The organism is uncultured Porphyromonas sp. (assembly GCF_900541275.1).
Taxonomy (GTDB): domain Bacteria; phylum Bacteroidota; class Bacteroidia; order Bacteroidales; family Porphyromonadaceae; genus Porphyromonas_A.
The window spans coordinates 52,696-67,611 of record NZ_UQJH01000002.1 but is presented as its reverse complement, the minus strand read 5'-3'; the positions used below and the strand labels follow the sequence as shown (position 1 = coordinate 67,611).

Below are 14,916 nucleotides of genomic sequence, written 5' to 3'. Positions count from 1 at the left end.
GATATTTGTCCTCGACTTTGTGTGGGTGCTATAGCTCGCATGAGTGGACTAACAAATCATCATCACGTATGCTATCCCCGAGGATAAGACTTTACTCGACTGTCTTCACCATACTCACCCTGACCGGTCTCGCTGGCGCATCGCTGCAGGCCCAGGATATGCAGTCCTCGCCTACCACTCGGTATGGCTATGGCATCCCTGCCTACGCTACCCCTACACTCTGGCGAGGTATGGGCGGTGTCGGTATTGCCATGAGTAGCCCTAAGGCGATCAATTTTACCAACCCTGCTGCCTTTGCATCCACAGACTCCCTCTCCTTTATCATGGACGTGGCGACGTCGGCTCACTTTGGGTTCTATCGGGATGACACCGTCAGCAAGCCCTCTCTGCAGGGCGGGCTGGACTATCTGGCTGTGCAGTTTCCTCTCTACGGTGACCGTGTGGCGCTTAGCCTCGGACTGATCCCCTCCTTCTACACCGGATATGGTATGTCCTCTACTCAGAGCGTCGAGGGTGACACTGACGGGGTGAAGTATCTCCAAAGCTTTTCCGGCAGGGGCTCCTTCCAGACCGCTTATCTCGGCATCGGTGCCGAGGTGGTGCGAAACCTCTATCTCGGAGTCAGTGCGAAGTACCTCTTCGGGTCAGAGACTCACACCTGGACGATGGTACCCAATTTCTCCCAGCTCACACAAAGTATGGAGACCCATCGGCTGAGGATTAGCTCCTTCCAGGCTGAGGCGGGACTGCAGTATAAGCTCCTCCTGCCTGCTCGCTCGGCAGCGACCCCCGACGCTGCGCGGGATCAGATCGTCCTCGGAGCCACCTATAGCCCCGGTCTGCCCCTCAAGCCTGAGGCTACCCTGATCGTCAATCGGAATGTCAACTCTCAGACTCGCCCCGACATCGAGAATAAAGATGTAGTCCTGGAGACCTCTACTCCTCATACCATCGGGGTGGGACTGGCATGGGTGCGACCGATGAAGTATGCCGTGTCAGCGGACCTCAAAACCTCGCTCTGGAGCAGCGTCCCCAATATCTTTGCCGGGGATGGACTACAGCTGAGGAGTAGCTACTACGCTGCAGCGGGATTTCAGATCCTCCCCGACCCCTACTCGAGTAACTACGGCAGGCAGATCACCTACTCCGGTGGCGTCAATTTCTCCACCTCCTACTACGAGGTGGCCCCCATCGGGCAGATGAAGTATATCGGTGCCTCCGTCGGTGTCGGGCTACCGATCCTCCTCTATGGGCTCGAGCGCAACTCAGCCCTCAACCTCTCACTCGAGTACAAGCACGGCTTGGCAGCTAAGGAGAGTGGCTTTAGCAGCGATATGCTCCGGCTCACTCTGGGCTTTGCCTTCAATGAGACTTGGTTCCGCAAGCTCAAGATCTATTGATAAAGTAAACCTATCCCGGATATTTTCATCATACTTGTACCGATGAAGTATTCGGAACACAATATCGAAAACTAAAAATCAAACCCATATCAATGAAATCATTACTTTTCACACTCGCACTGGGATTAGGTCTCTCGGCTTATGCCGGCACCTATGTGGCCCCCTCCACGACAGCTGAGCCTGATACGGCCGCTTGCGCCAAGAACACGAAGTTCTACAAGATCTACCTTAAGAGTAAGAATTACGTAGATGCCTACACCTTCTGGAAGCGCGTCTATGATGAGTGCCCTGCTCAGTCCAAGGATCTCTACATCCAGGGTGCTGAGATCTACACTTGGCAGATCGATAACGCCAAGACCCCCGAGGATAAGAAGAAGGCTTACGATGGGCTGATGGATATGTACAATAGCCGCATCAAGTACTTCGGTGACGATGAGGAGACCGGTGAGGACTACATCCTCGGCAGTATGATCTCCGATCAGCTGAAGTACTACCCTAATGAGGTGGACTACGTCAAGATGTACGACCGCCTCAAGCCGGTGATCGACAAGCGTGGCGCTAAGACCGACCCCTTAACGCTCTACTACTTCACCTACTCATCGATGCTCCGCTCCTCACTGGACCAGAATTTCAAGGCGCAGTATGTGAAGGATCAGACCTTTGTCGACAAGCTCTATGCCGAGGCTAAGGCTGCCGCTGAGGCCGAGGGCAATACGAGTCGCGCGGAGGCAATCGCAAGCTATCAGGCTACCTCACTGCAGGCCTTTGCCGCCAGCGGTGCTGCTAGCTGTGATGTGATGGAGTCGATCTATGGTCCTCAGATCAAGGAGAAGAATACCGACAAGACTTTCCTCAAGGAGACGATTGCCCTCTTTCAGAGTGTAGGTTGCACCGAGAGCCCCTCCTACTATGCTGCCTCTGAGGCGATGTTCAATCTCGAGCCGAGCTCCTCTGCCGCTCTCGGTGTGGCACGTAAGGCGCTCGCTGACAAGAATTATACTAAGGCCGAGGAGTACTACAAGAAGGCTATCGACCTCAGTACCGATGCGGATGAGAAGGGTGAGGCCAACTATGCCCTCGCAGTGATGTACTACGATCGTCACAGCTACGGCACCTCCCGTCAGTACTGCAATGCTGCGATGGCTGCCAAGCCGGGCTTCGGCGCACCGATGCTCCTCATCGCCAGTATGTACGCCTCCAGCGCAAGCAGCATCTACCCGGATGATCCGGTGAAGCAACGTGTCGTCTACTGCCTCGTCGTCGACAAGGCCGCTCGCGCAAAGGCTATCGATCCCAGCGTGACTGCTCAGGCGAATAAGCTGATCGGCACCTACACGGCTGCCTATCCCGCCAAGGAGGATATCTTTATGCACCCCGACCTGCAGGAGGGTCAGTCCTTTACCGTAGGGGGGTGGATCGGTGAGACGACCACCATACGCGTACGTTGATCGCCGGTCGATCCTTGCGCTCATCGTACCCTTTCATCACTAAGTCCTCATGGAGGAGCCTGAAATAGGATCCTTATCGATACATAGTCAGAGCAAGAAGCCGGTGTACTCCACCTTGTGGGGTCGCACCTGCTTCTTCTTTGTCTTACTCTCGGCTCTGCTGATGACCGGATGTAAGGGACGTAGATCCGACTTGGCCAGTCGGTCCATCGATAGCCTGGGGTACACCTCGATCACGAAGGATGTGGTGACCTTCATCTCCGACAGTGGAGTGACGAAGTATAAGATGGTGACCGACCTCTGGCTGACCCGTAGTGATCCTGAGGAGCAGTGGGTCTTCCCTCAGGGGATCTATCTGGAGCAATTTGACACCCTCTTTCAGACGCAGGCATCGATCGTCGCCGACACCGCCTACTACCACGTGTCGCGTCACCTCTGGGAGCTGAAGGAGAATATCCATATCCTCAATCGGGAGGGGACTCAGTTCTTTGGGAACCACCTCTTCTGGGATGAGGACAATGAGCTGGTCTACTCCCACGACAGCATCCGGATCCTGAGAGGGCCGGGTGAGGAGCTGCGGAGTCGCTTTGGCTTCAAGAGTAATCAGTACATGACGATGTACGAGCTGTATGATACAGCAGGGCATATGGATGTCAATGAGGATGGTGAGGTGACTTCGTCACCCGCTGCGCCCTCCACGACCGACTCAGTGATGCCTCCGGATAGTCTGGCGACTCCTCCCTTACGGCCGCGAGACTCTCTCATGATGAGGCGATCCCCTGCGCGGACTAATCCCTATAGACCATCGAGATAGAGGTGAGGGTTATGTATCTTTGTCTATCTCGCCTCTATAGTGAGGTGGAAGCTACGATAAGTCGATGATCTACTTCTTCATAGTACTCTGTGTCTTGCTCTCGGCCTTCTTTAGCGGGTCGGAGACCGCTTTCCTCGCATCCGATCGGCTTCAGGTGGAGCTGGATAAGGCCAAGGGGGGGGTGGGGAGTAAGGCTCAGACCTTCCTCTTTGACCGCCCCGGGAAGTACATCACCACTGTCCTCGTGGCGAATAATGTGATCAACGTCATCTACGGGCTGCTCTTTGCTGCGCTCCTCGAGCCGCTGCTGCGGCAGTGGATGACCAATGCCTTCCTGATCGTGCTGATCCAGACGCTGATCTCCACAGCGGTGGTGATCATCTTTGGGGAGTATGTCCCGAAGTCTGTGGCTAAGGCGAGACCCAATGAGTATATGCAATTTGCCTCGCTCCCCCTCACCTTTGCCTATGTCCTCTTCTACCCGATCACGATACTGGCAGGCGGGCTGACAAACCTCTTCCTACTCCTCTTTGGGATCAAGGGAAAGACCAATGACCAGAGCCCTCTCGGTAAGGTCGACCTCGATTACTACATCCGGCAAAATACCTCATCGGAGGACGACCCTACGGTGAGGCACGAGGCTATGCTGCTGCAGAATGCCCTAGAGTTTCCAGACATACAGGTCCGCGACTGCCTCATCCCTCGCAACGAGCTCTCTGCGGTCGAGGAGGATACCTCTATGGAGGAGCTGCTGGACCTCTTCATCAAGACCGGCTACTCTAAGATCATCGTCTACCGCGAGTCGATAGATAATGTGATCGGTTACATCCACAGCACGGAGATGTTTCGCTGCCACAAGGACGGAAGTCGCTGGCAGGAGCATATCAAGGAGACGATCTATGTGCCTGAGACGCTAACGATAGAGAAGGTGATGCAGAGCCTCCTGCTGCGCAAGCGAGGCCTTGCGATCGTAGTGGACGAGCTGGGAGGGACCTCCGGGATCGTCACCCTCGAGGACATCGTGGAGGAGATCTTCGGTGACATCGAGGACGAGCACGATACGGTGCATATCGTTATGCGTAAGGTGAGCGAGGAGGAATACATACTCTCAGGTCGTGCCGGGCTGGATGATATTAATGATAAGTTTGACATCGGACTGCCTGAGGAGGAGGACTTCAAGACTATAGCCGGCTATATCATGTCGGTCAGCCAGTCTATCCCCCGTCGGGGCGAGGTGGTGGAGCTTTCTCCAAAGTTTAGCGCAGAGATACTGAGAGCATCAGAGAATAAAATAATCCTCGTGCGGCTGCTCGTGCGGAGTTAGTCGCACATAGTGTGAGATATCATGTATAGAACAAAGACTTGTGGAGAGCTTCGCGCCTCCGATATTGGCTCCGAGGTGACGCTGGCCGGATGGGTGCAGCGGATACGTAAGATGGGAGGAATGACCTTTATCGATCTGCGTGATCGGTATGGGATCACCCAGTTGGTCCTCGCTGAGAGCAGTAGCCATGAGCAGCTCGAGAAGGCATCTGAGATCGGTCGAGAGTATGTGATCCAGGCAGTCGGTACCGTCGTGGAGCGCTCCTCGAAGAACCCCAAGATGCCTACCGGTGACATCGAGATCGATGTCCACTCGCTCAATATCCTTTCAGCCTCCGAGACCCCTCCATTCACGATCGAGGAGGAGTCTGATGGCGGTGATGAGCTACGGATGAAGTACCGCTACCTCGACATCCGCCGACCCAGTGTGGTACGTAATCTTGCCCTCCGCCACCGGATGGCACAGCTGATCCGTCGCTACCTCGATGGGCAGCAGTTTATGGAGGTGGAGACGCCCTTCCTGATCAAGTCCACTCCGGAGGGGGCACGAGACTTCATTGTCCCCTCGAGGATGAATCCTGGACAATTCTACGCCCTCCCACAGTCCCCTCAGACCTACAAGCAGCTGCTGATGATTGCCGGTATCGACCGGTACTTCCAGGTGGTGAAGTGCTTCCGCGACGAGGACCTGCGTGCCGATCGTCAGCCGGAGTTCACCCAGATCGACTGCGAGATGAGCTACGTCCATCAGGATGATGTGACAGACACCTTTGAGGGATTGAGCAAGTACCTATTCAAGGAGATCCTCGGCATTGAGCAGACGGAGCCCTACCTCAAGATGGACTGGCAGGATGCGATGAAGTACTACGGCTCAGATAAGCCGGACATGCGCTTCGATATGCGGATCGTGGAGCTCAAGGAGACGATCACTGAGACCGGATTTGGGGTCTTCGATGAGGCCTCCTACATCGGAGGTATCTGTGTCAAGGGCTGCGCCGGCTATACCCGCAAGCAGCTCGATGAGCTGACTGACTACGTGAAGAGCCCGCAGGTGGGTGCCAAGGGACTGATCTACGCACGCATCAATGAGGATGGCAGCGTCAAGAGCAGTGTCGATAAGTTCTACTCCGAGGAGCAGAGAGCTTCCCTGCGCGATGCCATGAAGGCAGAGCCGGGTGACCTGATCCTGATCCTCTGTGGTGACGATGCGATGAAGTGTAGGACTCAGCTGGGACGTCTCCGTCTCCAGATGGGGCGCCGTGAGGGCCTGATGGACCCGATGAACTTCAAGTGTCTCTGGGTGGTCAATTTCCCGCTCTTCGAGTGGAGCGAGGAGGAGGGGCGCTATATGGCGATGCACCACCCGTTCACCATGCCGGTGGAGGAGGATATCCCGCTGCTGGAGACCGATCCCGGGAAGGTGCGAGCCTACGCCTACGATATGGTGATCAATGGTGTCGAAGTGGGTGGCGGCTCGATCCGAATCCACGACACCAAGCTTCAGGACCGGATGTTCCATGCCCTCGGCTTTACTGAGGAGCGTGCACAGGAGCAATTTGGCTTCCTGATGAATGCTTTCAAGTACGGTGCACCGCCCCACGGAGGCATCGCTTATGGCTTTGACCGCTGGGTCTCCCTCTTCGCCGGCTTGGACAGTATCCGCGACACGATCGCTTTCCCGAAGAATACCTCCGGTCGCGATGTAATGGTAGATGCTCCTGCCATTGTGGACCAGAAGCAGCTGGATGAGCTGCACATTGCGCTTAAGAAGTAAATCTCTATAGTATGCAAGAGGAAGATCAGCTGTCTCTGTCGGACGCAGATCTTCCTCTTTTTTATTTCACAGTCTCTATGCTTGTCCGAAGAGCTCTCCTTGCCCTCTCTCTGCTTGCCCTCCTGCCGTCGCTCACTGCTCAGATCGTCCTGAGTCGCTTCGACCTGACGGAGGAGGGGCAGCCCGACTCCACCTCTGTCGCCGTGGAGATCCCCTCCATGGTGCAGCGAGACTTGCTCCATCAGGGGCTGATCCCTCATCCCTTTGTCGGCACCTCCGAGGATAGCATACAGTGGGTGAGCGATAGGGAGTGGGTCTACCGGACCACCTTTGAGCTGTCGGGTGCGGAGCTCTCCGGCTACCGGTTGCGCCTCAGGTGGGTCGATACTTTTGCGGAGGTCTATCTCAATGGCGCGCTGCTTGGTCGTACAGAAAACTTCTTCCGGACCTATACCTATGACCTCGATGGTCATCTCCGCCCAGGGACCAATCGGCTGGTGATCCGTCTCCTCTCACCGACGAAGATCGGTCAGCTCCTCTACGAGAGCAATGGATTCAATTATCCTGCCGATAATGATCGTGCAAAAATATTCTACAGCCCATACATCCGGACAGCCCCCTACCACTACGGGTGGGACTGGGCACCTCGGCTGATCTCTATGGGTCTTTTTGCGCCGCCCGTTGTGGAGCGAAAGGAGCGTCTTCATCCGGAGGACTTTTACGTCCGCAGTAAGATCGAGTGGAGCGGTACGGAGCCGACCTCAGCCACGCTCACTGTGAGTGGCAGCCGGAGAGCGCAGGGGGCATCCCTCACGCTCCTCGATCCGGATGGCGTGGAGCTAGAGTGTGCGGTGATGACGAGTGACTCGGTCGCTTTCTCCATCCCGAGGCCACGACTCTGGATGCCACACGGATGGGGTGAGGCTGAGCGCTATACGCTGGTCTATCAGGACGCAACGGGAGAGAGGAACAGTCTCCGGGTGGGGCTGCGGGAGGTGCGCCTTGATCAGACGGACGGGGCGTTCCGCTTCGTGGTCAATCGCCGACCCTTCTACGCTAAGGGGGCCAATTACCTCCCGCACGACCGCCGTATGGGCGACCACGGGAGGAGCCTCGAGCAATTCTTCGTGGAGGACGTGCTGCCGGCGCACTTCAATATGCTGCGTGTCTGGGGTGGAGGGATCTACGAGACGGAGGAGTTTTACGAGCTGGCAGATCGCTACGGGATCCTTATCTGGCAGGACTTCCCCTTTGCCTGCACCACCTATCCGAGCGACCCCGCCTTTATGGAAAACGTGCGGTGCGAAGTGGCGGATCAGCTCTCGCGCCTCCGCAATCACCCCTCCCTGGCACTCCTCTGCGGAAACAATGAGGTCCGCGAGGGTATGCGCCACTGGGGCTGGAAGTCAAAGTACAGTCCCGAGGTCTGGCAGGAGATGACGACAGGGTATGAAAAGCTCTTCCGGAAGCTCCTCCCCGAGAGCGTCGCTCACTACGCCCCGCATGTGGACTACATACACGGCTCACCGTATGACTCCAACTGGGGCGACCTCGAGAGCCTCTCCCGCAGCGATGCACACTACTGGGGAATGTGGTTTGGCGAAGAGGACTACACCACGTTTGATCACAATCCTGGGCGATTCGCAAGCGAGTACGGGCTGCAGTCCTTCCCCGAGATGAAGACCGTCAGAAGCTTTGCCCCGGAGGCGGGCTCCCTCAGCCTCGATCACCCTCTCGTGACGCATCGGCAGCGCTCCCCGGGAGGCAATGAGCGGTTGCGGCTCTATATGGAGCGCGACTACCCGGCGCCCGAGAGCTTTGCCGACTTCACTTACCTGAGTCTCCTCGAGCAGCGAGATGCTACCGGCTATGCCATCCGTGCCGTCCGTCGCGCCTATCCCGACAATGCCGGCTCGCTCTACTGGCAGATCAATGATGTCTGGCCCACGGTCAGCTGGTCCTCCGTCGATTACTGGGGTAATCACAAGGCACTCCACTATGCAGTGGAGCGCGCCTACCGACCCACGATCGTCGACCTGGTGGAGCGGGGGGACTCGCTCGCCCTCTGTCTCGTCTCTGATGACCCGTTGCTTAGGGGCTCTGTCGATGTGGAAGTGACCTGGATGCGGACAGACGGGAGCCTCCTTGCGAGTCCTTCCCACTATGCCTGCCGGGTGACTGAGACGCCTCTCTCTGTGGAGCTTACCCAACTCCCGAGACCGCTCTCCTCCGATACAATCCTTGCACAGTTGATCGTGAGGCAAGGTGAGGGGAAGGAGATCGCTCGCCAGCTCTACTATAGCGTCCGTCCCCGGCAGATGAAGCTGCCCCGCCCTCGCTATTTGGTCGAGGAGCGACTGACAGAGAGAGGGCTGACGGTTACCATTACCGCCGAGACCCTGATCAAGGATCTCTTTATCGAGTCCCCCTGGCAGGGTGCTCTCTACTCGGATAATTTCTTAGACCTGCTTCCGGGGGAGACGAAGACGATACAGATCTCGCATCCTGATGTGGAGAAGGGCAGGCTGACCTTTCACACCCTTAATGACCTGCTGAGAAATGAAGAAAAGTGAACTCGTCATCGAGAATTGTGCCGGTGATGTCCCATCGTGCCTTGAGGCTGAGCGGGGTGGGGCGAGCCGAATAGAGCTCTGTGCCGCCCTCTCGGAGGGTGGTACCACGCCTTCCTACGGCACTGTGGCGGCAGCTCTCCGGTGCTGTCATCTTCCCATCATCCCGATCATCCGTCCCCGCTCGGGCGACTTCCTCTACTCTGAGACCGAGGTGGATGTTATGCTGGAGGATATCCGGGTTTTGCGTCGGCTGGGTGTGGCCGGTTTCTCGCTCGGAGCCCTCACTCCGGATGGAGACTTAGACGAGGAGCTCTGCCGCCGGCTGATCCGTGAGGCAGAGGGTCTTCCGGTCACGCTTCATCGGGCTTTTGATCGGGCGGCATCGCTGGAGACGGCTCTGGAGCAGGCGGTAGCTCTCGGCTTTGCCTGCATTCTCACCTCGGGCGGCACCCCCTCGGCAGTGGACAGTCTGGATCGGATCCGCCACCTGGTGGAGCAGGCCGATGGACGCATCAGCATCATGGCGGGCAGTGGCATCACGGCCGATAATGCTCGTCATGTGATCCGGTCCACCGGTGTCTCTGCGATTCATGGTACCTTTGCAAGGCTGAGGGGCAGCTCGATGCGTCACTCCTCAGTGGCATTTCCACCCTCGTCCTCGGCTCAGATCCCTGAGAGAGACATCAGAGTCACCGATGCCGAGGCTATTTCATCTATACGTCAAAGTCTTTTATCATGAATACGATCGATATTGTTCTCTCCCCCGAGTTGCTTGATGTCTACAGACCTACTGAGCCGACCACCTTTGTGGTGGTCGATATCCTAAGAGCCAGCTCGACGATGGTCGCTGCCTTCGACAACGGTGTCCGGCGGATCTTTCCCATCGAGACCATCGAGGAAGCAAAGGCGGCAGCTGCAGCGGGTCACCTCGTCGGAGCGGAGCGGAAGTGTGTCAAGTGCGACTTCGCTGATCTCGGCAACGATCCGCTCGAGTATGGTCCCGAGCAGGTGCGAGACAAGGAGATCTACTTCACCACCACCAATGGCACCCGCACGCTGAAGAAGTGTATGAGCTTCGGACCGGAGCATAGTGTGGTCGTCGGGGCATTCACCAACATCGGCACCGTGGCTGAGTACTGCCTGGGACGCAATGTCCTCTCCGTATGTGCCGGCTGGGAGGGGCACGTCTGCATCGAGGATGCTCTCTTCGGTGCTGCCCTTGCTGACCGCCTCTCGGATAGCCACACGCTCGGTAGTGACGCAGTGCGGATGGTACTCGACTACTACCGCAGCCACTCGTCCGACATAGTGGGCGCCATCAAGCAGAGCGACCACTACCAGCGCCTCCTCCGTGTGGGGAAGGCGGAGGCTCTCTCCTACTGCATTGACCTCGACTGCTCCACAGCTCTCCCCATAGCCGGCACGGATGCTCAGGGACGTATCGTCTTAGATAATAAGTAAGCTGCCATGACCCGTAAAGTCCTCGCCCTCCTCTTACCGCTCCTGCTCCTCACCGGCTGTGGCAGCACCCGAAATGCTGCCAATCAGCAGGTGAGCCGTATGCCTATGCCGGGGAAAAACCCCTCATACAACGCCTACATCCGACAGTACGCCCCCGCTGCGCTGCAGAGTCAGCGAGAGTTTGGCATCCCTGCCTCCATCACTATGGCTCAGGGTCTGCTGGAGAGTGGGGCCGGTGGTAGTGCTCTAGCGCAGAACTCCAATAATCACTTCGGCATCAAGTGCCACAATGGCTGGAACGGTGCCCGCACCTACCACCGCGATGACAACCCTCGCGACTGCTTCAGGGTATACGACGATCCGCTCGACTCCTACCTCGACCACGGGCAATTCCTCACTGGCAACCGCAGGTACAGCTCACTCTTCCGTATAGATATGGCGGACTACAAGAGCTGGGCAAAGGGGCTACAGCGAGCCGGCTATGCTACCGACAGAGGCTACGCCAATAAGCTCATCAAGATCATCGAGGACTATCAGCTCTACCTGCTGGTGGACGGCAACGTGGAGCGAGACTACGCCTACAACCGACCTGAGCAGCCACGACGAACCGTCAGCAGCAAGCCTCCCATGAGATACGAGAAGCCGGCATCGAGGGAGACGACCCCTATCGGCGTCCGTGAGATCTACAAAAGCTATGGACTCCTCTACGTCCTTGCTAAGAAGGAGGACGATCTCGCCAGCATCGCTCGTGACCTCGATATCTCGGAGAAGAAACTCACTGACTACAACGACTTCCCGCCCGGCTACCCGATCGAGGAGGGAGACATCATCTACCTCCAGAGGAAGCTCCGTCGTGCTGATCCGCCCTACTACCGCCATGAGGTGAGGGTAGGGGAGTCGATCCACGGCATAGCACAGAGATACGGTATCCAGCTACGCTCTCTCTATCAGATGAATAAGCTCGACCCCGCCTATATCCCCGAGGAGGGCGATATCCTGATCCTTCGCTAAGTAGCTCAGCCACCCTCGCTACAGAGACTGCACTACTCCCTGTCCCATCGCTACCCGGTCTCAGGACTTCTCTCCGAATATCTATCTCGGAATAGTAGAGTGTGCAAGGGCTGTGGCTCGTCGCAATAGCTCCAATAAGTCGTACAATCATCACTTCGCCGGGTAATACGCTTCCGGAAGGTCTCAGTCGGAGGAAAGAAGGACGATCGTCACCTTTTTTCTGCCTCGTATAGAGATTAGGATAAAAAAGTGCTGCATCACAGGAAAACTCTTGTGATGCAGCACGAAAGAAAGACTTGTGTGCCGAGGGTACTATCGGATCCTCAGACGATAATCCTCTACTTCGCCGTAGTCGAAGATTTCGTCAGGCTGCGGGTAGCCACCATTGACCTTCATACTCACACGGACGCGATATAGCCCCGGATCCATACGATAGGGGAGGGTGAACCAACCGCTCACATAGCTGTTGCCATACCTAGAGGCGACCAGCTCGGAGGAGCTGAATTGTCCGTCCTTATTGTAGTCAATCCATATTCGCCAATAGCACCAGTAGACCCGTGTGGTCCCAAAGGAGGGAGAGAGCTGGAAGGCGAGGGCGCGACCGGGATAGCCGAGGATGTGGTGTGTGGTGATGTAGGAGGCATAGCCGTCACCGCCTGTACCGCTATTGCCCATATCCCCGATCTTCACCTCACTGATGTAGGCATATCGAGAGTCCTTGCCATAGGAGGTCGGATAGGGATCATCCTTCGGCTGTGGGTCAGGGTCCGGCTTCGGATCCGGCTTCGGGGTCACCTTGCTCTTGATAAGCACGGGATAGTCCTCCACCTCACCGTGATCAAAGGTCTCGCATACCTCAGGCGCGGAGCCCCACTTCATCGATACCCTCATGCGGGTGGTCACGTCGCGAGCACTCGCAGGGATGGTGATCGTCTTGACGACCGGGACATTGGACTGTGTGGTGGTGAAGTCTAGTGCCAGCTCATCAGCGCCAAAGTCCTTGTCTCCATTGAGATCGATCCAGACACGCCAGTACTCCGGGTAGCTCCCGGCGGTGGATCCGGGCTTGAGAGTGATCCTATAGGTCTCCCCGGGGGTCAGCTCCACCTGCTTGTGATCGAAGTAGGTGTAGCCGCCGGCATTGGCGGTCGTGACGTTGCTCACGTTGCTGATGCTCACCTGAGCGATATAGGTACTGCGGGCATATCGACCCATCGAGGGACAATAGTCACCGGAGGGGACAGGATCGTCGCCGCCCTCGTCGAGGAGCTGTTCCACATAGGGGCGGAAGATACGTGCGCCCTCACTCGGCACCGAGGTCTCTATGACTCCATTCTTGAGGGTATAGGTGCCCTCCTTGGTGATGAAGAGGAGCTGAGGTACGGTCTCTATACCGAGCACTCTCTGGATATAGTCCCAGTTGGCTCCCCACTGTCCATTGGTCACGACATCGAAGCCGTAGAAGGGGATCCTGTCGCCATACTCCTTGGCCAGGAGCTCTACGGCAGGTCTGGTGCGCTCACAGTGTCCGCAGCCGGTAGCCTTGAGGAAGAGGACCATCGGGCCGCTATAGCCACTGCCAAAGAATACTCGCCCACTCTGCCCGAAGGAGAGCATCCTCCGGAGCTGGTCGAGAGTCAGGTAGGTGATCGATCCGGAGTCGGGAGTGGGCTTGGGATCGGGTCTCTGTGCCGGCTCGATGCCTATGACGATGTCCTGACCGTAATTGAAGCCTCCATTGCCTCCACCCGTGCCGAGGGAGGAGGGATCAAGGGCGTGGAGGAGAAAATAGCCGTCTGACATACCTCCCCATCCCCAATTGATGTGGAAGTAGCCATTCATATATCCGTCGCAGACAAAGGAGTGTCCTGCTCCGGTCCTTCCTGAACCTGCATACTGGACGGGGCGACCATTGGCCAGCTCGTTGTAGACGATGGAGGCCCAGTCGGAAGCATTATAATTGGAGCGATAGATGTCTCTGACTGTATTCTTGTAAAAGAAATGATCCGCCAGGAGAGACGGCACGTAGTACTGCCAGGTGCCGCTGCCGTAGGCGGAGAATTGCATGTTGAGTCCCACAGCCACATCGTAGCATAACTGAGCCACATCGTCATTGTACTGACGGAGCGTAGCTGCCGGCATATTGTCCCAGTTGTAATACTTATTGAAATTAGCATACTGACCATCCGACGTGGAGGTGTGGGAGCCGGTGCCGCGAGGAGGATATTTCCAGTATCTCATGATCTGTGAGGTAGCGGTGGCTACACAGCCGACAGGGGTCCCCGTGGGGCAATAAGCGTTGTAGTAGGGAGACTGATTCCACTTAATGCCTCCGAGGAGGGGCTCAATGTTCCCGGAGGCTCTGAGGGCCTGTCCCGTCACATCTCCCCTGAGGGCACACTCATAGTGCTTTCGCAGCTCCGGTGTCACCGGAAGCACGCGACGTAGAGAGTCGATCCCGGAAGCATAGGAGCTGAGGAAGCTCATCACATTCTTCACCTCGGAGCTACCCTGTGTCTCCGCTACATTCTTGCCGAAGAAGCTTCCCTCGTAAGAGAAGCCTAAAATCGGAAACGTATTATCCCATGCCGAGACGATGACATAACCGCGCCGGCCGATATTGAAGACATAGTAGGCGGGGAGGGATGAGCGGTCGTCCATAGTCTCGTCATCAGAGACGGCGCGAAGACCGATCATGCTTGCAGGCTCGGCAAAAGCGAGCTCCAGACCCTCATCGGCTACGGAGCGGAGGGTAGTCATCGGAGTCTCACTCTCGCTCAGGAAGCGAAGGACCACAACCTCCGCCTCCTCAATTGTGAGGTGGTGCGGCTCGGTCGACTCCGCCTGCTCAGGGTCAGTGGGGCGGGGATCTCTCTCAGCCTGACAGCCTCCGAGGAGGAGTGTCAGTGCGAGGAAGAGTCCCGCCAGACCCGCAAACCAAAAGAAATTTTTCCTATTCATAATGCGATGTTTCTTGTCAGGCGAATTGCATCATAGACTGCCATATCACAAGCCATGGTCATCATTCCGTCGACTCAGAGTGCCCCGCGAGATCTCGGCGATCAGCAGGAGGCGATCCGTTGTCTCTGCCTCCGGTGACAAACCTCGCACT

General features: G+C 56.9%; 10 protein-coding genes. 9 read left to right on the top strand and 1 reads right to left on the bottom strand.

From position 1 onward, the window contains the following. Window positions 1–68 precede the first annotated feature (68 nt). The 9 genes from QZR17_RS02535 (at window position 69) to QZR17_RS02495 (ending at window position 11,804) form a co-directional block, all read left to right on the top strand. Entirely contained in the window at window positions 69–1,400 is a 1,332-nt protein-coding gene (locus QZR17_RS02535; RefSeq protein ID WP_297127283.1) for a hypothetical protein, read from the top strand. Between the two features lie 92 nt (window positions 1,401–1,492). Next, on the top strand, window positions 1,493–2,848 hold the full coding sequence (locus QZR17_RS02530) for a tetratricopeptide repeat protein (protein ID WP_297127280.1): 1,356 nt from the start codon (window positions 1,493–1,495) through the stop codon (window positions 2,846–2,848). Window positions 2,849–2,897: 49 nt separating this feature from the next. Continuing rightward, on the top strand, window positions 2,898–3,662 hold the full coding sequence (locus QZR17_RS02525; protein WP_297127277.1) for a hypothetical protein: 765 nt from the start codon (window positions 2,898–2,900) through the stop codon (window positions 3,660–3,662). A gap of 64 nt (window positions 3,663–3,726) precedes the next feature. Beyond that, window positions 3,727–4,986, top strand: a complete 1,260-nt coding sequence (locus QZR17_RS02520) for a hemolysin family protein (RefSeq protein ID WP_297127274.1) — start codon at window positions 3,727–3,729, stop codon at window positions 4,984–4,986. A gap of 21 nt (window positions 4,987–5,007) precedes the next feature. Further along, on the top strand, window positions 5,008–6,759 hold the full coding sequence (gene aspS, locus QZR17_RS02515) for an aspartate--tRNA ligase (protein ID WP_297127271.1): 1,752 nt from the start codon (window positions 5,008–5,010) through the stop codon (window positions 6,757–6,759). 77 nt (window positions 6,760–6,836) lie between these two features. Next, entirely contained in the window at window positions 6,837–9,332 is a 2,496-nt protein-coding gene (locus QZR17_RS02510) for a glycoside hydrolase family 2 protein (protein WP_297127268.1), read from the top strand. Next, the gene (locus tag QZR17_RS02505) at window positions 9,319–10,071 is read left to right on the top strand and encodes a copper homeostasis protein CutC (RefSeq protein WP_297127263.1); all 753 of its coding nucleotides are present in this window, start codon (window positions 9,319–9,321) and stop codon (window positions 10,069–10,071) included. The genes QZR17_RS02510 and QZR17_RS02505 overlap by 14 nt, the downstream gene beginning before the upstream one ends. Beyond that, window positions 10,068–10,793, top strand: a complete 726-nt coding sequence (locus QZR17_RS02500; RefSeq protein ID WP_297127260.1) for a 2-phosphosulfolactate phosphatase — start codon at window positions 10,068–10,070, stop codon at window positions 10,791–10,793. Before QZR17_RS02505 ends, QZR17_RS02500 begins: the two co-directional genes overlap by 4 nt. A gap of 6 nt (window positions 10,794–10,799) precedes the next feature. Then, entirely contained in the window at window positions 10,800–11,804 is a 1,005-nt protein-coding gene (locus QZR17_RS02495; protein ID WP_297127257.1) for a glucosaminidase domain-containing protein, read from the top strand. A gap of 312 nt (window positions 11,805–12,116) precedes the next feature. Here QZR17_RS02495 and QZR17_RS02490 read toward each other — a convergent pair whose 3' ends face one another. After that, entirely contained in the window at window positions 12,117–14,765 is a 2,649-nt protein-coding gene (locus tag QZR17_RS02490; RefSeq protein ID WP_297127254.1) for a C10 family peptidase, read from the bottom strand. Window positions 14,766–14,916 lie beyond the last annotated feature (151 nt).

Excerpts from the sequence above, each read along its gene's own strand:
- QZR17_RS02535 (WP_297127283.1), top strand. The coding sequence starts at position 69 with ATGCTATCCCCGAGGATAAGACTTTACTCGACTGTCTTCACCATACTC.
- QZR17_RS02530 (WP_297127280.1), top strand. The coding sequence starts at position 1,493 with ATGAAATCATTACTTTTCACACTCGCACTGGGATTAGGTCTCTCGGCT.
- QZR17_RS02525 (WP_297127277.1), top strand. The coding sequence starts at position 2,898 with ATGGAGGAGCCTGAAATAGGATCCTTATCGATACATAGTCAGAGCAAG.
- QZR17_RS02520 (WP_297127274.1), top strand. The coding sequence starts at position 3,727 with ATGATCTACTTCTTCATAGTACTCTGTGTCTTGCTCTCGGCCTTCTTT.
- aspS (WP_297127271.1), top strand. The coding sequence starts at position 5,008 with ATGTATAGAACAAAGACTTGTGGAGAGCTTCGCGCCTCCGATATTGGC.
- QZR17_RS02510 (WP_297127268.1), top strand. The coding sequence starts at position 6,837 with ATGCTTGTCCGAAGAGCTCTCCTTGCCCTCTCTCTGCTTGCCCTCCTG.
- QZR17_RS02505 (WP_297127263.1), top strand. The coding sequence starts at position 9,319 with ATGAAGAAAAGTGAACTCGTCATCGAGAATTGTGCCGGTGATGTCCCA.
- QZR17_RS02500 (WP_297127260.1), top strand. The coding sequence starts at position 10,068 with ATGAATACGATCGATATTGTTCTCTCCCCCGAGTTGCTTGATGTCTAC.
- QZR17_RS02495 (WP_297127257.1), top strand. The coding sequence starts at position 10,800 with ATGACCCGTAAAGTCCTCGCCCTCCTCTTACCGCTCCTGCTCCTCACC.
- QZR17_RS02490 (WP_297127254.1), bottom strand. The coding sequence starts at position 14,765 with ATGAATAGGAAAAATTTCTTTTGGTTTGCGGGTCTGGCGGGACTCTTC.